We start from the raw sequence: 21039 nt of genomic DNA, 5'->3' as shown, positions 1-21039 counted from the left end.
GGACATTATTTGTGCACTTTGAACAATTATTAAAACAAGCAGCCCAAGCGAGTCAAGAAACTGACCCGTTAACCAATACCATGCAGTTTCCTGCTAACTGGTGCCAAGGTCGTACTGCTTTTGGTGGCCTCTCTGCTGCGCTACTTTATCAAGCAATGCGCAATAAAGTTGATTCATCAAGAAGACTGCTTTCTTTAAGTACAAACTTTGTAGGGCCATTATTGGCTGAAAAACCGTTTTCTTTATCGGTAGAAATATTACGTGAAGGTAAAAGCAGTACCCAAGTGCTCGCCAAAGCGATCCAAGATGATGCGGTGTGTGTCATCGTGCAGGCCTGTTTCGCCAAAAATCGTAACTCATCAATTAATGTGCCGGTATCAAAGTCGTTAACCTTACACCCTGTAAACGAAGGCCATTGTTTAGGCTTTGTACCTGGGAAAATGCCAGAATTTTTTCAGCATGTTGATTTATGCCCGCAACAAGGAGCCATGCCGTTTAGTAGTGCGCAAACCTCTCACCTTGGTGGTTGGATGCGATTTAAACACACGCCTGAAGAAATTACAGAAGCTCATGTTATTGCTCTTACTGACGCATGGCCGCCAACATTACTACAAATGTTTAAGCAACCTGCACCGGCTAGTAGCATGTCATGGTATTTAGAATTTGTACAAGCGCCTAATTTAGTGCCAGGTGAATGGTTGGGTTTTGAAGCAATCACTCATCATTCAAAAGATGGCTATGGCTTAGAAGATGGCTGTATTTGGTCACAATCGGGTGAGCTTATTGCACTCACCCGCCAAACGGTTGCCTTATTTGATTAATTAAAGAGCAGTGAAGTCGCGCTGGGTATATTGCTTATCTAAGTTAAGCATTATGGTGCGATATTCACCGCTTTGAATTATATTTGCTAAGCCTTTGTCAAACTGCTGTCTCAGCAAATCATTGTTAAAATACGCAGGCCTTGCCGCAGGTGGAAAAATAGCATGAATAACAAAATCTTTAGTGGCATTAGTTTTTTGATATTCCTTTAAGTAGTGAAGAAATATACGCCTATCGAGAATAATCGTATCAACCCACCCTGCCATTAAATGGTGTATCTGCGCTTGTTGATTGAATACTTCTTCATAGCCTCTCAAGTTTTCCAAGTTATGACCAAATTCTTTGGGTAAATAAGCAGGCGCATTTTGAAATGCTAAAACACTTTTAGTCGCCAGATCGTAAATACTATTAATAGTGAAGTTACTCTTTTTAAGACTCACCACCACATTCTCATAACTAACAACCGATTGGCTTCGATATATGCCAGCAATTAAAATACCCGAGTAATTTAATGCAATATCAACATGGCCTTGGTTCAATAAAGCATCTGCACGGTGATTTGACATGTAATGTACATCAACCTCATTTATGTCTTGATTGTTAAGTGCTGCCTTTACAATCTCGAGCTGAATACCTGAATCATTTTCACTTACTACATAAGGCGCAACAGTAGGGTTAGCCGCAATAATAACTCGTTGCTGCTTAATATCATTAACAAATGCAAAACTATCGCCACATAAACACACTAAGGCCAATAAAAATACAACTTTCACTCTTTCACCTAATCCGTTTTTATTTTCAGTTATTGGGGTTACTTTTCTTTAGTAATTTAGCCGCAGCGTTTGTATTTAACTATTATTTATAGCAATATTTAAATTATTGAATTAATTATAAGCTAACATTTTGCAAACTGCCTGCCCAAGCTGTGATCTTATCATTGATATTCCCGAGATTAATGCCAAACAAGTGGCATTGTGCCCACGCTGTAGCCATAAAATCCGCGGTATTAATATAAACCATGACACTGAAATAGTCGCACTGAGTTTAAGCGCATTATTAATGTTGCTCAGCAGTATGTTTTATCCGTTTATCTCTTTTAGTAGTAATGGCATTACCCAAACTATTACCCTGCCCGACGCAGCACGGATTTTATTTAACTATGATAGTGACTTACTCGGCCTATTTATTGATATCAGCATTATTATTCTGCCTATGAGTTTGCTGATTATTTTGATCCCTTTGCATTTAGGCGCACTCAAAGCACTGCCGCAAGCAGTTGCAAGAAGACTATTAAAATTCACTTTAACGCTAGAGCCTTGGATCATGTCAGAAATATTTCTGATTGGTGTTTTAGTTAGCATGGTAAAAATAATGTCATTGGCTGATGTTAGTTTTGGCACTAGCTTTTTTGCCTATGTGGGATTTGTAGTTTTATATGTTAGTGCGTTAACACGGTTGAATCGTGCTAGGCTGTGGTCTCAAGTAAGCCCTGCCACTACACTTCAAAATACTTCAAACGCTGAGCGGGCTATTGATGAGAATATAAAAGCCTGCCATGTTTGCCATCAACTGAGCGTTGAATCAATCTGTCCTCGTTGCCATAGTAAAACATATTTAAGAAACCCCTACAGCGTACAAAAGGCAGCGGCATGGTTAGTTACTTCTCTGATTTGTTATATTCCTGCGAATTTACTGCCCATTATGTACACCATCAGCCTAGGGGATGAAACACCTGCAACCCTTATTTCAGGTGTTATTACGTTATGGAGTAGCGGCTCGTATCCTATTGCAATTATTATATTTTTTGCCAGTGTAGTGGTACCGTTAGCCAAAGCGCTTATTTTGAGCTTTTTGTGCTTTATGGTTACAAAACCCGCCAACCTGCATACAAAAGGTTACACAAAAGTGTATCAACTTACTGAATTTATAGGTAAATGGTCTATGATTGATGTGTTTGTTGTGGCTATATTAGTTGCACTGGTGCAGCTAGGAAACTTAATGTCGGTTACACCCGGTTTGGGCATCGTCTTTTTTACCGTTATGGTATTATGCCAAATGATGGCGGCACACGCATTTGACCCTCGCCTACTGTGGGACTCACCAAAAATAATAACGCAGAGAATAAAGCATGACTAAAACAGCTAACGTAGCACAAAAATCAAGTATTTCTGCAATTTGGATTATTCCTGTGGTTGCCTTATTTGTTGGTATTTGGATGCTTTATCAGTATCAATTAAATAAAGGGCAAACGATCTACATCACTATGCCCCAAGCCGAGGGGATTATTGCTGGTAAAACAGAAATTAAAGTGCGAAGTGTTAAAATAGGTCAAATTGATCACGTCCGTCTTTCTGACAGCCAAGACAGTGTGATTGCCCGCGCACAAATAGATAAAAACTATGATAATTTACTCACCGAAGATGCCAGTATTTGGGTAGTAAAGCCACGCATTGATGAAACTGGGATCAGTGGTATGAGCACCCTACTTTCAGGGGTTTATTTAGAGTTTTCACCGGGAGAAAGTAGCCAACTTAAAAAACGCTTTACCCTGCAAGAAGAGCCCGCATTAATTGGTAAAGATGTTCAAGGTGGACGCTTTAAGTTACTCAGTTACAATGCTGAGGTACTTGATGTGAGTACTGGTATATTTTTTAAAAACTACAAAATAGGCCAAATAGAAACCGCCACCTTTGATTGGAAAAACCAAGCAATGCAATACGGTATTTTTATTAAAGCCCCTTATGAGAACCTGATCACTTTAAACTCTATTTTTTGGGTTAACTCAGGTATTGAGATAGATCTTTCTGCTGATGGCATAAATATTAATACCGGTTCACTTAGCAAAGTATTAAAAGGCGGTATTTCTGTTGGCTTACCTGATCAGCAAGCCCCTGGCGATTTAGCACAAGATGGCCATAGCTTTTCCTTGAGTCAAAGTTATAAGCAAGCTTTAGAAGAGCGTTTTTATGATTTTGATTATTACCTTATTGAATTCGAACAATCAATTAGAGGACTCCGTGTTGGTGCGCCAGTTGAGTATAGAGGTACTCGCGTCGGCACAGTGGTTGAAGCGCCCGCCAATGTAATTATAGATGGGAAACCGGCTCATTTTCGCGCTAAAAATACCGCTGTTCCGGTATTGATAAAAGTAGAATATGGTCGTTTATACCATATCACCTCGGTAGCAAAAGAATATTGGAAAACAAGCGTTAACGAGTGGATTGAAAATGGCATGAGAGCGTCACTTAAACCGGGTAATTTGCTAACCGGTGCAGTTTACGTCGATTTTGACTTTTATACCGACACCCCAAAAAGCGAGCTTAAAAAACTTGCTCAATACGATGTGTTTCCTAGTGTATCGAGCGGTATAACGGTACTTGCCGATCAAGTATCGGATGTACTTAATAAAGTGAATAACTTAAAAATTGAAGACAGTTTAGCCAAAATGCAAACTACGTTTAGCGAGTATCAAGCTCTGGCCAGTGAGATGCGCACATTATTAAATAAGCCCGATACACAAAATTTACCTGGCGACTTTAATCGTAATCTCGAAAAAATAACCAAAAGTATGGAACAATTTGAAATAACCATGCGCCAGTTTGATAAAACCATGGCAAGCTATCAAGCAGGCTCTCAAATGCACTATCAACTTGAGCAAACACTGCTACAAATTAAACGTTTAACAGAAGAGTTTCAGCCTCTTACCCGTGGCTTAAACGAGCAACCTAATATGCTCATTTTTGACAAATCACTACCTAACGATCCACAACCGAGGAAGCAATAATGAAGGCACTATTTTTACTTTTAACGGGTGTGATCTTTATCAGTGGTTGCAGCTCTGCTATTCAAACAACAATTCAGTATTACCAATTTGAGCAGCCCATTAATGACTCTTCGCGAAATGTGCAAGATACACAGGCACAACTGCGCGTGCAAACAGTTACCCTAAGAGGCGCATTGAATAATCGGGGTATTGCTATGAAAGTAGATAGTAATCAAATCCATGCTGCTAATTATCATCTATGGGGTGAGTCGCCAGATGTTATGCTCAGTGCCAGCGCGCAGCAAACATTATTTAATACCATGACAAACTGGATGGTTATTAAAGGCTTACCCGTTATTACTGACCAACAGCAACAAACATTTTACGAATTAGAATACGAACTACACCACTTTAACGGTGATCTGCAAGGTAATGCAGATATTTCAGGGCTATGGCGTTTATACTACACTCACCCAGAATCGGGTAGGCGTTTACTAAGCATCCATAATTTTTCATCTGTTATGCCAATCAATGATGATGGCTATGATTCATTGGTGGCTACTCTTGAAAAAATGTGGCAACAAATCAACATCCTTGCGGCAAAAGAAATTGAAAAAGCGCGAATTTAATTTCGCTCTGTATTAGGGTCTGTTGACCTTTAAAGGTTGAATTTGCAGCAGACTGTTTGGTATTTAGGCAAGGCAGAGCCTATGCGGTGTGGTTATTCCCCATAAATAGGCGATAACGCAGCATCAATGCCAAACAGGCGCTGCCCTTCGGGTTCTACCTAGGAGCGATTTACTCTTTGTTGCCTAAATGGATGTAGGTAAGGGGCGTGAGCAGGACGCGGAAGCTTTGCTCGGTTTTGACTTAGCCCACTAGGTTACAAACCTCGCGCCGCGATTAAACCGCTCCTAATTTGAACAAGTTGTAATCCGCAAAGATCAACAGACCCTAAGTAAATATACATCTACCGCAATGTTAGTGCTTTCTATGATCACTTGACCTTGGGTTTTAAAACCGAGCTTTTGTAATACATTTTTTGATGCACGGTTATCACAGCGGGCGATCGCCGTAACCTGGTTAATCCCCAAGTTTTGTCTATGGTTTAGCAAGGTATTTGCCGCCTCAAAAATATAGCCCTTTTTTTCAAAACCGTCTTTTAGCGCAAACCCTAAATCGGGATATTGCAGAACAGCTCGCTGATAAAACCCAACAATACCAACTAGTGTTTCATCATGTAATGCGATTATATAAGGCCCAAAGCCATGCTGCTTATGGGCAGATATAAAACTGTCTTTGATATATTTTTTAGCGTCGTCTAAGGTATAAATACCTTTATCACCAATGTATTTGGTGAAATTAGCCTGATTAACCAACTTAAATAACTCTGCCGCATCTGCTATTTGTGCGAAGCGAATGTGTAAGCGCTCTGTTGTAAAAGCAATATTCAAAATAACTCCTAATAAATTTTTAACGACCCGATATTTTTTTATTGACTGAAATAAAAAAGAAGATTATTTTTGCGCCGATGTTTTTAAAGGCACAACAATAGCGGCATGCATTCCTTGCGCCGTCTGGCGCCAAAGCCAACGCGTTTCACTAAAACTATTAATTTAACATAATTTTTTAAGTGCCCTCCACGCGTGCAAAAGCAGTGACTTGGAAAATGATTTAACAACAAACTTATCATCTTCTTTGTTTTTGTATAAGCAGTTTACTTTTTAAATCTGCTTTTAATTTTGTGATCTTATAAATGCTTGAACCTTCTGCGTTAACTCTACTGCCGCCTGCGGTAGTGGTTGTATTGGCTGTTGTTTTACGCCGCCCTATTTTATCGTTATTGATTGGTGCATTAGTTGGCCTTGTTTTAGCTGACCCTAGCAAAGTTCTCTCAACTTTTGCCAGCACATCACTCAAAGTAATGACAGATGAAACCATTGGTTGGTTGATACTTGTGTGTGGCGGCTTTGGTGCGCTTATTGCCTTATTAGTGCGCACTGGAGGGGCTTCTGCGTTTGGTAGTTTGGCTTTAAAGTACACCCGAGGTAAACGATCCTCCTTATTTATGACCTTTTGTTTGGGTGTCGTGATATTTATTGACGATTATTTAAACGCGCTTACCGTGGGTGAAACCATGAAGCGGATCACCGACAAATTTAAAGTGAGTCGTGAAATGCTCGCTTACGTTGTTGATTCAACGGCAGCGCCTATTTGTGTACTCGTCCCTTTGTCAACGTGGGCTGTATTTTTTGGTGGTCTGTTAGTGGATAACGGCATTGCAGAAGAAGGCAAAGGCATTGCCGTTTATATTCAAGCCATTCCGTACATGTTTTATGCCTGGTTTGCGGTGTTGACTGTGGTGCTGGTTATTGCCGGCGTGATCCCTACTTTTGGCCCCATGAAAAAAGCCGAGCAACAGGCGCTAACTCACGCTCCTACTTTAGAGCCTGCGATTTATACTCAAGTACAAACCGCCGATGAATATGCAGTAAAAGCAGCGGAGGAACACTTTGAAGATGCGGATCCTAAAGGTAAGTTATATAACTTTTTGTTGCCGATTATTTTATTAGTCGCATTTACCGTATATTTTGAAATAGATGTGTACAAAGGTCTATTAGCGACAATGGCTGTCACTTTGCCATTTTATGCGTTACAAAAATTAATGAGCTTTAGCGAAATGATTGAGCGTATGCTGGATGGTTTTAAAAGTATGATCCCCGCAATTGGAACCGTGATTGCCGCCTTTATTTTTAAAGATGTATGCGACTTAATTGGCTTACCACAATTTGTGATTGGCAGCTTAAGCCCGTATATGACCGCTGGCTATTTACCTGCGGTGGTATTTATTGCGATGTCGATATTAGCGTTTGCGACGGGTTCAAGTTGGGGGATTTTTGCGGTTTCAATTCCTATTGTCATGCCCCTTGCGACGGCGGTTGATGCAAATATTCCATTGGTGATTGGCGCATTGCTTTCAGCGTCTTCATTTGGTAGCCAAGCCTGTTTTTACTCTGATTCAACCGTACTAGCAGCACAAGGCTCTGGCTGTAATTTGATCAGTCATGCTGTAACGCAATTACCTTATACCTTAATTGCTGCAGGCTTTGCCATCATTGGCTTTTTACTTATGGCCTAGCATGGCAATGGTAGCCATTTTACTAAAATAATAATTAACGCCGTTAAAACAAAACCCAGTCAACAATGGCTGGGTTTTGTTTGGTTTTTGAGTAATTTCAACTTACTTTTGCAATTTTATATCGCTGTAGTAAGCATCTAAACTCGTCACTTTAGTTTGGTTTGGCAAATCAGCAAACTCGCTATCACTAAACTTACTGCCACGTAATTGCACATTTAAGCGGGCTGCTTGTGGATTTAACATGGTTTGCTGGTAGTAGTCTTTAATATCAGCAAGGGTGACCTTTTCTACTTCTGCAATTAGCTTTTGTTTTGAATCAAAATCAAAGTTTTCACGGTACCAATCGTTAATCAATGGACTCATTTCGTCACTTAAATTCTTTGGCTGTTCTTTTAACGAGACCAACGTTGCATTTTTAAGCTGTGCAAATGTCTCTTCACTCATGGCATTAAGCTCAGAAGCGTACTCTTTTTTGAACTTATCAAAGCGTACTTGAATTTCTTTTGGCCCTTTAACCGGCGTTTGAATAAACAATCCAATACCAGAGTAATCCTCAATAGGACGCGCTAATGCCCCTACCGCATAAGCTAGTTGTTCTTCGGTACGCATTTTGTCAAACGCGATTGTTCTAAAGTGTCCTTGTAAAACCGCCGCCTGCGCTTTTTGTTTGTAACCGGGCGTTGGGTGAATGGTCATATCGACAACGGCTACATCGGCTACATCAATATCTTTGTGTAATACGCGCGCTTCACCTAGTTGTGGTAACCAAGCTTTACTGCGGGCAAACTCAGATTTTGTATGATTATTTGGTAAAATAGCCGTTAATTCAGCAGCAATGGCATCAATATCTTTTTGGTTATAGTTACCATAGCTAAATACGCGTAAGTTATTATTTGCTAAGGTGCTTTGTTTTAAGGCTTGTAAATCAGCGAGTGTCAGTGATTGAGCTGCCTTAATAAGCGCGTCAGTATCAAAACTACCGGTTCGAGTCAGTTTTGAATATTCACTAAACGCTTGTGCATACGGGAACTGTTTTTGCTGATTGAGTAAATCACGTTGATAACGGTCAATCGCTTGATTAAATGCTTGTGATGAAATTTCATCGTCAAATCCAGCTAACGCTTGTTTAAGTAAGGTATCTTGTTTATCGGTAAAACCACTTAATGATAAAACTAAGCCATTGCTTGAGCTTAAATTAACATTCATACCGGCAATAGCCGCTTCGGTTCGTAGCTGACTTAATTGAGTGTTATATAAATCTGCCCACACAGAATAAAGGACGGTTGAGTTAATATCACGCAACCCTGTTTGTGTGTTGATATAAACCTCAACTAAACCTTTGGGTTGCTCTGCAAACTGCTGGCTTACTTGGCGCCAGATTTTTACACCGTTTTTATCATAGCTAAGTTCTGGGTGTTTTTGCTCTTTAAAAGCCTGCGTTTTAATTGCAAAACTCTCTGGCAGTAAGTTGTTAACACTTGGTAAGGCTAAATTAAATTCACTTGGTTTTTCCCAGCTGGCAATTTCTGCGTCATTAATGTCGTTAATTTTATATTTGCCATCGTAAAAATGCAGCTCAGAATCTGTATCTTCCTGTTGAGAAATATACCAAATGCGCAGTGTATCGGCATTCAGTTGCTTAAGTACATTGTTAACCGCATCAGCATCAAACTTAGCATAGTAGTACGGTGCGTTTATCGCATGATTTAACGGATAATCTTGCATGCTTTGTGTCAGCGCACTAACGTAGTTAAACTCATCGCCTTTTTCTAAAAATTTAAACTGATTATTTAACGACGTGCGAATTTCATTAAAGTACTTACTATTAACACCCTCACGTTTAATTAAATCAATATATTGCATAATAGTCGCAACTATTGCTTCGCGGTTGTTCATGCCTTCATCAGTCAGCTCTATGTTCACATTTAAAGAGCCATAGTTACCATATTGATTTGGAGAGGCAGACGCTGATAACTGCGATACCCAACCTTTATCACGTAATATTTGTGCTGGGCTACCTGGCATCTCATTGCTAAGTAAATAGGCAACAAAACGATTAGGTTTTACTGCAAATTCAGTTTGATTATTAGTGATTGTAAAGTCGAGCTGTAATTGTTTAACGTCTTCGTTTGGCGAGTAAAAAACACGTTTACCACCGGCATTATCAAAATTTAGCTTGGCTGATACTTTTGGCTTTTCAATATTTTTATTTTTAATATCAGCGAAGTATTTTTCTGCTTTTTTCTGCATTTCTTCAAGTGGTAAATTAGAAATTAACGCCACTTTCATAATATTTGATGAATAATATTTATTATAAAAATCGACTGTTTCTTTATGTAACGAACTATCAGCTTTATCGCCTAACGTTTCAAGGTTACCAATTAAGAATCGATTAGCTGGGTGTTCACCCATCATTTTACGTGCAAGTTTAAATTGGCCAAAAAAGTCCATTTCACGACGCATTGACCACTCAGCATTCACTGCGTTTTTTTCTTTTTCTGTGTATTCTGGGTAAAGCTTAGGGGCTTTAAAAAAGTCTGAAAAGCGGTCTAAGCCTTCATCAAACGCATCGTTATTAATTTTAAACATGTAGTTTGTAATATCGAGCCACGTATAGGCATTATGCGCTCCGCCGTTTTTAGTCATAAAATCGGAGTACCCTTTAGTGTCAGGGTAGCGCTCAGTGCCTAAAAACAACATATGTTCTAAATAATGCGCCATACCTTGCTGGCTCATTGGGTCGTGCAGTAGGCCGACACCTACACTCAATGAAGCAGCTGATTTTTCTGCGCTTGGATCAGAAACTAAAATCACTTCAATATCATTGGCAAGTGTTAGTGTTTTATATTCACGGTTATCGTTAGGGCTTACAACAAGCGTTGGTGATAAAAGTGATGTTTGTGATGATTGAGAAAGAGTGGCGGTATTCGAACAACCGCTTAATATTGCCAGTGCAATTGCACTTAAGCCGATGATGTGTTTCATTTTAGTTATATCCATTGCTGTTAAATATGGGCTTAGTGTTATAAAAAGACTAAATCACTTATAAACTACCATTATCAATTAATACTATGCTACTAATTAGTACTTAATTGTGTAACACATTGTGAATAGTTAATATAAATAATAAGGTAAGTTATGGAAAAGATAATAATAATAGCCATGTTCGTTCAGGTAACACTTTCATTAGTTGTGATGGTAATAATGGGAAAACGACGTTTTGCGGCGGCTAAAAACAAACACATACAGTTAAGTGACTTTGCTGCTATGCGACTTGATAATGCGGGCGATCATGTCAGAGTCGCTGATCGTAATTTTAGCAATCAATTTGAAATACCTGTGCTTTTTTATGCGGGTTGTTTACTTGCTTTACAGCTTAATATGGCGAGTGTCCCTATTGCAGTATTGGTGTGTATATTTGTAGCAACACGCATTATTCATAGCATCATTCACCTTGGTAGTAATCATTTAAGAGCCCGTTTTAGAGTATTTTTGCTAGGCTGCTTAGCTGTGTTTGTAATGTGGGTAATGTTACTGGTGAGCGTACTTTACAACTAGGGTCTGATGACCTTTCAAGGTTAAATTTGCAGCAGTCTGTTTGGTATTTAGGCAAGGCAGAGCCTATGTGGTGTGGTTATTCCCCATAAATAGGCGATAACGCAGCATCAATGCCAAACAGGCGGTGCCCTTCGGGTTCTGCCTAGGGGCGGTTTACTCTTTGTTGCTCGGTTTTTACTTAGCCCACTAGGTTACAAACCTCGCGCCGCGATTAAACCGCCCCTAGTTTGAACAAATTGTAATCCGCAAAGATCAACAGACCCTAACTAAAAAAACGGCGGCTATGATAAGTCGCCGTTATTTTTACGGCTTATTTAGTGCGTTTTAACCTAGGTGCTACAAGCAATAGTGCGCCTAATAACCATGCCATACTGCCACTAGAGTCTGAACTTTGTGGTGGTGTCACTTCTACGTTATCAATTAATGTATTCTCTTTAGGTGTTAAATTTTGTGCTGAATTAGGATCGTCATCAAGCACAACCACCGTTTGTATTGATACTAAGTTTTGATTACTAATAACCACATTTTCATCTGAACATTGCTCTTTAGTAATACCAACCAATGGTACCTCTGCACAATGAACTAAGGCCGCTATTTTATCTAAAGTTTCTTGGCTTTGTGCTGTTATTTGTCCGAAAACGGTAAACCCACCATTTTGTAAATCTAAGTTTTGGCTGTTATCACTCATATTAAAAAACCATTGGCTAGTGGCGCTGTTTTCATTGCCGCCCTGCTTTGCCATGGCAATTGTGCCTTTTACATTTGAGTAAACAGGTTCGTTAATAACCGCTGGCTTGGTTGTAATGGGATCCATTTTGTCAGAAAAAGTAAAACCTCCTCCTTGAATGACAAACTTATCAACAGAGCGGTGTATTACTGTTTGGTTATACGCTGCATCATTAACATAACTTAGGAAGTTTTCTACTGTTTTAGGTGTTTGTTGATCAAACAAGTTAATTTCTATCGTTCCTTGGCTCGTTTGCATTTCGACTATGGTTGCTGCGCTTGAAAAGCTCGCTGCAGTTAAAATTGACGCTAAGATAAGCTTCTTCATTATTATTCCTATTTTTTATTGTCATTAGGCGTCATAGAGTAGTGTTATTCATTTTATAAATCGATACATAAGTACTTAACGCTACAATTCATATCAAAGTAATTACACTGCAGTTACAACTGTTTACATTTTAATTTAAAACACGTTATGGAGAGTTAATTGTCTGAGTGCCTTGGTGTACATCACGGTGACTCTTTTTTTATTAACTTTAAGCCTAGCAAGGTACTTAAAAAGCCCCTTATCAATCACTCTTTTTTTGTTATCATCAGCCTACACAGTGATAGGAGTAAATATAATGGCAAACAACACGACTATTTGTGACTTTGGGCTACACCAAGGTGAACCATACACCCAGCTTCCCGTCAGCTTTTTGAAATGGATGATTGATGTAAATCATCAAAAATCTCAATACGCACATGATGAGCTCGCACGCAGAAAACGGGTTGTAGAGCAGCAACGTGAAGTCTCATTGGCTGAAAAATATGAATAAGTGCGTTTTTTTAACCTCGAACTAGTTTAAACTAGCCGCCTACTATACTGAGTTTTGTTAATCGATAGGTATTTTATGCGTACTCTTGTTTTTCTCATTTTAATTCTTGGTTTATATGGCTGTGCCAGTGACTCTGTCAATAAACCTGCAGCACACTATTTAACTGTTCTTCATACCAATGATAATCATGGTCGTTTTTGGCATAATGAAAAAGGCGAATATGGTATGGCTGCGCGTAAAACCCTAATCGACCAGCTAAGAGCCGATGCAAAAGCACAAGGGCATCAGGTTTTATTATTATCAGGTGGCGATATTAATACCGGTATTCCTGAATCAGATCTACAATTTGCTGAGCCCGATTTCAAAGGCATGTCGAAAATTGGCTATGACGCAATGGCACTAGGTAACCACGAGTTTGATAATCCATTAAGTGTATTAAGACAGCAACAGCAATGGGCTAATTTCCCTCTTTTATCGGCTAATATCTTTGATAAACAAACTAATGAAACTATCTTTGAACGTTATAAAATATTCAACAAAGGCGGCTTAACAATTGCTGTAATTGGGTTAACAACGACAGACACCGCTAAAATTGGTAACCCGCAATACATTGGCCACTTAGATTTTAAAGATCCGGTTGAAATAACCGCCTCACTTACCCAAACATTAAAAGCAAAATACAATCCCGATATTACTATTGCGGTAACGCACATGGGGCATTATGTAGATGCCAATTATGGAATAAATGCCCCAGGTGATGTCACACTTGCCCGCTCTTTAGATAAAAATGCCCTTGATATGATTATTGGTGGCCATTCCCAAGAGCCAGTGTGTATGGCTGCAGAAAATGTCACAGATGAGAATTTTAAGCCAGGTTTAGCCTGTAAACCTGATCAACAAAATGGAACCTGGATAATGCAAGCCCATGAATGGGGTAAGTATGTGGGTAAAGCGGAGTTTAAATTAGAAAACGGTCAATTATCACTGCTAAGTTATCAATTATTGCCCGTTAATTTATACGTAGATAAAAAGCAAAAAGACGGTAGCGTAAAATCCGTACTTGCCGCAAATTACATTAAACCAGATCCAGCGCTACAAACCTTTTTAGCGGCGTACCAACAAAAAGGGGCAAAACAAATTGAAGGTAAAATTGGCTTTGTGAATGACAGACTCGAGGGTGATCGTAACAAAGTACGCTTTGAGCAAACTAACCTTGCTCGCGTTATTATTCAAGCGCAAATGAATACCGTAGGTGCCGATTTTGGCATTATCAGTGGTGGCGGTGTTCGCGATAGCATCAATGCGGGTGACGTGAGTTATAAAGACATACTCAAAGTACAGCCTTTTAAAAACCGTGTCGCTTATATCGATTTCAAAGGCAATGATATTTTAACCTATTTAAATGTCGTGACACGTTTTCCACCAGACTCTGGTGCCTATATGCAATATCACAACTTAGCCTTTGAACTTAAAGAGAACCAAGTAACTAACGTGTTCATCGCCGGCAAGCCGCTTGATATAAACAAAACATACCGCATGAGTATTAATGAATATAATGCTTCTGGTGGCGATAGTTACCCTAAAATTACTCACATGAAAGGATTCGTAAGCACCGATGAAACGGACGCTCAGGCATTAAAACGATTTTTTGCAGAGCACAGCCCTGTTGATGCACATGAGTTTGCACCTAAATAGTAATCTGTATTGAACAGTGATGAGTGTCATTGATATAGTAATGACACTCATAATTCAGGTTTATGTTATCACCAAGCCAATTTAAGCGCACTTCAACCCACAAACCTCTCACACTCTATTTAAGTTGGTAGCTCTCTTAATCAGAGTTATGGTTAAGTAGCAAAGCACGATTACTTTCCTATTATTTCTATATTTCCTTGACCCACATTTGCTAACCCATAACTGTGCATTCGTGAGCGTGAGCCCTCTCCAAATGCTTTCGGTGGGTAGTATAATCCCTTTTGTTCAGGGCAATCATTTAACACGTCATCCAGTGCCGCACGAATTTCACTTAATGTTTTCTCTAGACTGTTATTAAAGTTTGGACGTTTTCTTACTGTATGACCAAGCTCAACTAAACGATAGAAATACTTATTGGCAAGCTCTATCAATTCCTCGGGTACATTCTTGTTATGATTAAGCTTGATCTCTGGATTGTTAGTGCAGTATTCCACAAGCGCTAAATAAAAACATAGAGGTTTGTTTGCCAAAGCTACTTGGTGCTCCAAAGAAACGCTACTCGATAATGTTTTACTTTTTAAATCAATAATCAGGGTTAATGGTTTTGACTCTGTAGTATTTGATTCTGCGTGAACAACCTGTTTTTCATCACTTTTTTTAATATAGGCCAATTTTATTAAGTATGTTAGTAATATACTAAGAATAAAAAGCATCCCATAAATAGCTACCACATCACGCGTAAAATACGGCTGCCTCAAAGACAAAACAATAAACACCACACCATTATTACTATTTAACTCTCGAATAAACTCTGTGGAAGTTTTTAAAGAAGCATCAAATTCATGTTGTGGCGTTATAGCTACAACCTCAATACCGGTACTATCAATAAAGGTGTTTAAGGTTTGAATATAATTAAGTAAAGCTGCTTTATTACCTGAGTGTTTAAGCAGCTCATTAGATAAATCTAACAAAGGTAAGTCTAAAGCGATTCGTTTTTCTATTTGTATTATTTGTAATTTATTTACTTGCTGTTGTTTTTGCATTGTCGAAATATAAAAAACAGACGAGAAAACCAAGAATAAAAAAATTGTGCATATTATCCATATTAACCTATTCATTACGATTCCCCTATAAAGGTAACGGGGTAACTGTTGCACTGCCAATATGGCTCAACATCTTGATAATATTGAAACGATTGTTCTTTAGACATACTCAATAAGTGAGACTGTACAGCACAGAGTAAATCAGTATTGTTATGCTGCATTTTTAAGTACCAACGGGTACCTGCAATATTACTGCTGATAGGCGTAATATAATTTTCTGAGAAGCGCTTACTATCACTTTCTCTCCAAAAAGAGGCAATAAGGTCAACTTCTCCGTTTGCCAGTAGTTCCCGCAATTCATTATGTGAGCTGGCATAGGTTATTTTTAGCTGAGCAACATTAAGCCCTAATTGCTTAAATGTTTGTTTTGGCAAAATATGTCCAGAGCGGCTGGTAGGGTAATCCAGTAAGCCTATTTTTTTATCTAAAAAGTATTGTTTCGTGATCAGTGGTTTTTCTTTTGAAGATATAAAGAACGCAGTGTAATCTGAAAAGCCCACCACTGGCTGATAATTGTAAGTCGTCTCAGCTCTAAACGCTTCCATAATATTATTCTTAGCTAAAATTAAATCCGCAATACCTTTACCTACAAACTCTAAGCTATCAACGGTTCTATATCCCCAATAGCCAATAACAGAGCCATATTGTTTAGCAACAACCTTATCATCACATAGGTTTTGAGTGAGTAATTGAGCAACATACTTTGAGGGTGTAAATACTATAAGCTGATTTTGATTAGCCGTTGCTGTTGTTTGGCATGTCGTTGATGTTTCTATCATCACTGGGAAGGCTATTTCTTTTTCATCCACAACTATTTGACCTGCAAACCAACTAAACAACAACGCTATAAACATAAATGTAACAATTGCTGTTTTATGCAACATTAACTTTTTAATATTCAAAAAACACCGATTTAAAATAGAGTAATAACTCATTTGAACAATTTTAATTACTTATTACAATAGGTAATTTTACCCATCAAAGTTAAGCTTTTGATTTTAATTAATTTTAAATAAGAAAATATGAATTTTATTGAGTCCTTTCTATCAATACAAAAAATGAGGACAATTGACCTTATAAGCTTTTACAAATTAGATATCACACTTACTAGGATGCCTCGATGCAGATAAATGTAAAATATTCGCTTTCATTAACACTTTTAATTAGTGCAATATTTGCAAGCACAGACTGTAATGCGTGGGGGCAAAACGGCCACCGCGTTGTTGGAAAAATTGCAGAGTCGCACATAAGCGAAACCACCAAAGCTGCACTTATTCCTTATCTTAACGGTGAATCTTTAGCACAGGTTTCCACATGGCCAGATGAAATGCGCTCTGCACCAGGTGATTTTTGGCAAAAAAAGTCATCACGCTGGCACTATATTAATGCAGATGACAATGCAAAATTTAGCTTTAACCACGACCACACTGAACATAAAGAATCAGTAACAAACATATTAGAAGGCATTCACTATTCAATTCAAGTATTGAAAGATGATAAAGCAAGCCTTGCAGCAAAGCAGTTTAGTTTACGTTTTTTAGTGCACCTAGTCGGCGACAGCCATCAACCATTTCATGCAGGTAGAGCTGAAGATAGGGGCGGTAATCGCATTAAGGTTTCTTTCTTCAACCAACAAACCAATCTTCATAGCTTGTGGGATACTAAGCTAGTAGAAAATGAAAATTTATCTTTTACTGAATATGCTCAATTTATAAATACCAACAACAGCGAACTAATTAGCGAGTATTTACATAGCACGCCAACAAGTTGGCTTGAAGAGTCACATAACCTTGCTTTACAAATATACAAATCAACAGATGAGAATATTAGCTACGACTATATTTTCACTAACACCCCTATTGTGAAAACCCGCTTGCAACAAGCTGGAATTCGCTTAGCTGGATTGTTAAATACATTATTTGATCCTACTACAAAAAAACTTTTCGATGTCGAAAACAATAAAAAGAATTCTTTACGAACTAATTAGTTATAAGTTGATGTCTTATATTTAATTTAATGAATATGTAATAAATTATGCTTAGTATACTCATCTTACTTTTGAAGACTAATCTAGTTGGTTTAAATATTGTAAGTTAGTACCTATTAATTAGCTTTTATATTTCATTTGAGATAGAAAAGTTAGTATAATGTTAAGTGCTTAAGTCATAACCTCGTTGAGGCGCTGACAATAACGACAAAATATATAAAAAGTTTAATTATTTAACTACACGGGAAAATTAAATGAAAATTCAAGTTCGCAAAACGGCTTTATCACTTGCGATAGCTGCATGCATAAGTGCTAGTGGCGCTGCATTCGCAAGTGATACGACTTCATCAGTTAAAGGTCAGATTTTTGGCCCGAGCGGAAGCCCTGCTGCAAATACAAAACTAATACTTGTCCATGAACCTACAGGTACTCGCAGAGTAGTAACAACAAATGAGTCAGGTACATATAACGCAACCGGTTTGCGTGTAGGTGGCCCTTATAAAATTGTTATCGACTCTGAAGTATTTAGAGATGTTCAAATAGAGGATGTTTACCTTTCTCTTGGTGAAGTTAGACAGATAGATCAGCAATTATCTAGTACAGATATGGAATCTATTGTCGTTACAGGAACTCCTGTTTTTTTTAACTCTTCTGCAAATGACTCTTACTTTGGAGAAGATGCTATTCAATCTGTACCTAGCATTGGTCGTGATATTAAGGATATAGTTAGAAATAATCCTCTAGTCGTTGTTCAGCCTGGTAACGAGAGCTCCATGACTATCGCTGGTTCAAATCCAAGAACTAACTCGATAACAGTCGATGGCATTCCTTTAAACGATGATTTTGGTCTTAACAACAACGGCTATCCTACCCAACGTAACCCTTTTCCACTAGACGCTTTAGATCAAGTTTCTGTATCTGTTGCTCCTGTTAACGCTAAGTCAAGCGGCTTTACAGGTGGAAACGTTGACGCCGTATTCAAAACAGGTACTAATGAGCTGCATGGTAAAGTTTTTTACGAAAAACTGAGTAGTGATTGGGCTGGTACACCAAAAAATAGTGATGGGGAAAAGCTTGAACTTGATTTTGAAGAGAAAAACTATGGGTTTTCATTCGGTGCCCCATTATTAGAAGATAAGTTATTCTTTTTTGGTGCTTATGAAAAGTTTGAGTCACCACAACAGCTTGAATATGGAATTGCGGGTAGCAGTGTAGGAACAAATAAAACAACTGTAACCAGTTCCGATTTAGAAGCAGTTAGAAAAATCGCAAACGATGTGTATGGTATTAATGATATTGGCAGTACAGATACTCAACCTGAGCTTGAAGATGAAAAGTATATAGCTAAGATTGACTGGAACATTAGTGACTATCATCGTGCAAACTTAGTCTACATGCATAATGAAGGTAACAATACTAGAAATATGACTAGTAGTAACCGAGAATTAAAACTAGATACACACTGGTATAATAAGTTTGAAAAACTTAACAACTTCAGTTCTACACTTTACTCTGATTGGACTGATGAATTTTCTTCACAAATAAGTGTTACGAAAAAGTCTGTAGAAACTGGGCAAGTTTCGTTAAACAGTGGTTTAGGCCTTGGCGACATTACGATTAATAATCTTGATGTAGATAATGATGGGGAAGAAGGTGCTATTGCTTTCGGATCTGATGAATCTCGCCATTCAAACTCGCTAGAAAATGATCTCTTCACTATTAAACTTGATGGTACCTACTTACTTGACGAGCATACTCTAGAGTTTGGTATTAAGTACGATGTGTTAGATATTGAAAACCAATATTTGCCTGGCTCTAAGGGTGTAATTAGCTTTGATAGCTTGGAGGATTTTGAAAATAGAATTGCATCTCGATACAGCTATGAAAATGGCGTAGGTAATGATCCTTTAGCAGTTGCCGCGAGTTTTACTCGTAAAGATATTGCTTTGTATGTTAATGATACATGGGATTATAGTGATGATCTGACTCTAACGGCAGGTCTACGTTATGAGCGATTAGGTTCAGATGATAAGCCTACATTTAATCAAGATGTATTAGATAGAACTGGTTACGATAATACTTTTAACCTTGATGGTGTTGATATTTTCTTACCACGTTTAGGCTTTACCTATAGAGCAACTGATGATGTGGTTGTTAGAGGTAGCGCTGGTCGCTACGCAGGTGGTAATCCTAATGTTTGGATTTCAAACTCGTATTCTAACGATGGAACAAGTAAGCAAACTTTTTCTGATAGAGATGTTTTCTTGCCTGAAAATGCGCTTAATAACCCTACCCCTGATGCTATTGCAGCTATAAACAGTGGTACTAGTGGTTCACCATCAAACTTTATTGATCCAACTTTTGATATTCCATCTCAATGGACATATATGCTTAACACTGACGTTACGCTTGATATCCCTGTGATTGGAGATAATGTCGCTTGGACCTCTACTGCTATATATACTAAGAAAGAGAATACGGCTGAGTGGGTTAATGCTGCTTTATTACAAGAGGGTGATGTAGTCGGTTCAACGATTGATGGAGCGTTACCATTTTATGACACGCGTGAGCTAGAAATAATGCTTACTAATGCTGAAAAAGACGGGCGATCTATTATTCTAAGTACTGGAATATCAAAGTCATACTTAAATGGCTTTAAATTTGATGCTTCATATACTTATCAAGATGTAACTGAGGGTAACCCAGGTGGCTCTTCGACGGCCAGAAGTAATTACCGTTATGGACACTTTGGTGATCACCAACAAACTCAAATAGGAACATCAAGTTACGAGACTGAACACAGATTCGTATTGAACTTAGGTTATTCTGCGGAACTTATTGAGAACTACAAAACTAACTTTAACTTATTTATTGAGCGTCGCTCAGGGGCAGCTTATAGTCATCTAGCAAACCTTAGGAATTTAACTGGAGGTAGATTCTTTGACCAAGATTTAATTCAACCTTCAGGTGGTAATACTTATGGTGGTAACTATTTAGCTTATGTTCCAACTAAAAACGATCCAAATGTTCGTTATGAAGATGGAGCAACAGAAGCTGAAGTGCTTGCTCACTTCGAGAAGTTAGGCCTTTCTGGTTATGCTGGCGGCTTTGTTGATAGAAGTGCTAGCAACGCTCCATGGGTCACGACAATGGACTTATATGTTTCTCAAGAGATCCCTGGATTCTCTAAAGATCATCGCGGCGAGTTTTACTTCGTTGTAGACAATCTACTAAACCTTATTGATTCATCAAAAGGTAAAGTATATCGTCAAGACTTCGGCACTCGTAATGTAATAGCGATGGATATAGACCCAAACACTGGTCAATATTTGATAGGTAACCCAATAGATGATGACTTCACTTTTGAAGCTGAAGATTCAACATATAAAATTAAGTTAGGTGTTCGTTACACGTTCTAATTTGATTAATTA

15 protein-coding genes and 1 pseudogene are annotated in these 21039 nt (G+C 38.3%); 10 read left to right on the top strand and 6 right to left on the bottom strand.

What is annotated here, in order from left to right; genetic code table 11:
* Positions 1 to 11 precede the first annotated feature (11 nt).
* Entirely contained in the window at positions 12 to 821 is an 810-nt protein-coding gene (locus ND6B_RS02590) for a thioesterase family protein (protein WP_008464384.1), read from the top strand.
* Here ND6B_RS02590 and ND6B_RS02595 read toward each other — a convergent pair whose 3' ends face one another.
* Positions 822 to 1592 (bottom strand): substrate-binding periplasmic protein, encoded by a 771-nt coding sequence (locus ND6B_RS02595; protein ID WP_033104161.1) that lies wholly within the window; start codon positions 1590 to 1592, stop codon positions 822 to 824.
* A 130-nt stretch (positions 1593 to 1722) separates the two neighbouring features.
* Here ND6B_RS02595 and ND6B_RS02600 point away from each other — a divergent pair.
* The 3 genes and pseudogenes from ND6B_RS02600 (at position 1723) to ND6B_RS02610 (ending at position 5211) form a co-directional block, all read left to right on the top strand.
* Positions 1723 to 2951 (top strand): annotated as a pseudogene (locus ND6B_RS02600) (PqiA/YebS family transporter subunit).
* Positions 2948 to 4603, top strand: a complete 1656-nt coding sequence (pqiB, locus tag ND6B_RS02605) for an intermembrane transport protein PqiB (protein WP_033104159.1) — start codon at positions 2948 to 2950, stop codon at positions 4601 to 4603. The pseudogene ND6B_RS02600 and the gene pqiB overlap by 4 nt, the downstream one beginning before the upstream one ends.
* On the top strand, positions 4603 to 5211 hold the full coding sequence (locus ND6B_RS02610; RefSeq protein WP_013463162.1) for a PqiC family protein: 609 nt from the start codon (positions 4603 to 4605) through the stop codon (positions 5209 to 5211). The genes pqiB and ND6B_RS02610 overlap by 1 nt, the downstream gene beginning before the upstream one ends.
* Positions 5212 to 5526: 315 nt before the next feature.
* Here the strand turns inward: ND6B_RS02610 and ND6B_RS02615 are convergent, their stop codons facing one another.
* On the bottom strand, positions 5527 to 6036 hold the full coding sequence (locus tag ND6B_RS02615) for a GNAT family N-acetyltransferase (RefSeq protein ID WP_033104158.1): 510 nt from the start codon (positions 6034 to 6036) through the stop codon (positions 5527 to 5529).
* 302 nt (positions 6037 to 6338) lie between these two features.
* Between ND6B_RS02615 and ND6B_RS02620 the strand changes: the two genes are divergently transcribed.
* Complete coding sequence (locus ND6B_RS02620) at positions 6339 to 7721, top strand: Na+/H+ antiporter NhaC family protein (RefSeq protein ID WP_033104157.1); 1383 nt, start codon at positions 6339 to 6341, stop codon at positions 7719 to 7721.
* Positions 7722 to 7823: 102 nt separating this feature from the next.
* On the opposite strand, the gene ND6B_RS02625 is transcribed toward ND6B_RS02620, so the two are convergent.
* Positions 7824 to 10706 carry an insulinase family protein gene (locus tag ND6B_RS02625; RefSeq protein ID WP_033104156.1) on the bottom strand — a complete coding sequence of 961 codons (2883 nt, stop codon included), beginning with the start codon at positions 10704 to 10706 and terminating at the stop codon, positions 7824 to 7826.
* Positions 10707 to 10859: 153 nt separating this feature from the next.
* On the opposite strand from ND6B_RS02625, the gene ND6B_RS02630 reads away from it, so the two are divergent.
* Positions 10860 to 11279, top strand: a complete 420-nt coding sequence (locus tag ND6B_RS02630) for an MAPEG family protein (RefSeq protein WP_033104155.1) — start codon at positions 10860 to 10862, stop codon at positions 11277 to 11279.
* A 310-nt stretch (positions 11280 to 11589) separates the two neighbouring features.
* On the opposite strand, the gene ND6B_RS02635 is transcribed toward ND6B_RS02630, so the two are convergent.
* Entirely contained in the window at positions 11590 to 12333 is a 744-nt protein-coding gene (locus tag ND6B_RS02635; RefSeq protein ID WP_013463156.1) for a peptidylprolyl isomerase, read from the bottom strand.
* A 295-nt stretch (positions 12334 to 12628) separates the two neighbouring features.
* Here ND6B_RS02635 and ND6B_RS02640 point away from each other — a divergent pair, with 295 nt between their 5' ends.
* Together ND6B_RS02640 and ushA are read left to right on the top strand one after the other, a co-directional pair.
* Positions 12629 to 12823, top strand: coding sequence for a hypothetical protein (locus tag ND6B_RS02640; RefSeq protein ID WP_013463154.1), 195 nt, complete (start codon positions 12629 to 12631; stop codon positions 12821 to 12823).
* A gap of 75 nt (positions 12824 to 12898) precedes the next feature.
* Positions 12899 to 14518: a bifunctional UDP-sugar hydrolase/5'-nucleotidase UshA gene (ushA, locus tag ND6B_RS02645; RefSeq protein WP_033104154.1), complete on the top strand. Its 1620-nt coding sequence runs from the start codon at positions 12899 to 12901 to the stop codon at positions 14516 to 14518.
* Between the two features lie 170 nt (positions 14519 to 14688).
* On the opposite strand, the gene ND6B_RS02650 is transcribed toward ushA, so the two are convergent.
* Both ND6B_RS02650 and ND6B_RS02655 read right to left on the bottom strand, forming a co-directional pair.
* On the bottom strand, positions 14689 to 15636 hold the full coding sequence (locus ND6B_RS02650; RefSeq protein ID WP_033104153.1) for a hypothetical protein: 948 nt from the start codon (positions 15634 to 15636) through the stop codon (positions 14689 to 14691).
* Positions 15636 to 16505, bottom strand: a complete 870-nt coding sequence (locus tag ND6B_RS02655) for a hypothetical protein (RefSeq protein WP_033104232.1) — start codon at positions 16503 to 16505, stop codon at positions 15636 to 15638. The genes ND6B_RS02650 and ND6B_RS02655 overlap by 1 nt, the downstream gene beginning before the upstream one ends.
* A 236-nt stretch (positions 16506 to 16741) precedes the next feature.
* On the opposite strand from ND6B_RS02655, the gene ND6B_RS02660 reads away from it, so the two are divergent.
* Together ND6B_RS02660 and ND6B_RS02665 are read left to right on the top strand one after the other, a co-directional pair.
* Positions 16742 to 17608: a S1/P1 nuclease gene (locus ND6B_RS02660; protein WP_033104152.1), complete on the top strand. Its 867-nt coding sequence runs from the start codon at positions 16742 to 16744 to the stop codon at positions 17606 to 17608.
* A 254-nt stretch (positions 17609 to 17862) separates the two neighbouring features.
* Complete coding sequence (locus ND6B_RS02665) at positions 17863 to 21027, top strand: TonB-dependent receptor (protein ID WP_033104151.1); 3165 nt, start codon at positions 17863 to 17865, stop codon at positions 21025 to 21027.
* Positions 21028 to 21039 lie beyond the last annotated feature (12 nt).

Origin of the sequence: Pseudoalteromonas sp. ND6B (genome assembly GCF_000764215.1) — a bacterium.
GTDB lineage: Bacteria > Pseudomonadota > Gammaproteobacteria > Enterobacterales > Alteromonadaceae > Pseudoalteromonas > Pseudoalteromonas tetraodonis.
Note: the sequence above shows the minus strand (reverse complement) of the source record. Positions and strands in the feature narration are given on the sequence as shown.

Coding starts and splice junctions, on each gene's coding strand:
- ND6B_RS02655 (WP_033104232.1), bottom strand. CDS start 16,505: ATGTTGCATAAAACAGCAATTGTTACATTTATGTTTATAGCGTTGTTG.
- ND6B_RS02640 (WP_013463154.1), top strand. CDS start 12,629: ATGGCAAACAACACGACTATTTGTGACTTTGGGCTACACCAAGGTGAA.
- ND6B_RS02625 (WP_033104156.1), bottom strand. CDS start 10,706: ATGAAACACATCATCGGCTTAAGTGCAATTGCACTGGCAATATTAAGC.
- ND6B_RS02620 (WP_033104157.1), top strand. CDS start 6,339: ATGCTTGAACCTTCTGCGTTAACTCTACTGCCGCCTGCGGTAGTGGTT.
- ND6B_RS02660 (WP_033104152.1), top strand. CDS start 16,742: ATGCAGATAAATGTAAAATATTCGCTTTCATTAACACTTTTAATTAGT.
- ND6B_RS02665 (WP_033104151.1), top strand. CDS start 17,863: ATGAAAATTCAAGTTCGCAAAACGGCTTTATCACTTGCGATAGCTGCA.
- pqiB (WP_033104159.1), top strand. CDS start 2,948: ATGACTAAAACAGCTAACGTAGCACAAAAATCAAGTATTTCTGCAATT.
- ND6B_RS02635 (WP_013463156.1), bottom strand. CDS start 12,333: ATGAAGAAGCTTATCTTAGCGTCAATTTTAACTGCAGCGAGCTTTTCA.
- ND6B_RS02650 (WP_033104153.1), bottom strand. CDS start 15,636: ATGAATAGGTTAATATGGATAATATGCACAATTTTTTTATTCTTGGTT.
- ushA (WP_033104154.1), top strand. CDS start 12,899: ATGCGTACTCTTGTTTTTCTCATTTTAATTCTTGGTTTATATGGCTGT.
- ND6B_RS02610 (WP_013463162.1), top strand. CDS start 4,603: ATGAAGGCACTATTTTTACTTTTAACGGGTGTGATCTTTATCAGTGGT.
- ND6B_RS02630 (WP_033104155.1), top strand. CDS start 10,860: ATGGAAAAGATAATAATAATAGCCATGTTCGTTCAGGTAACACTTTCA.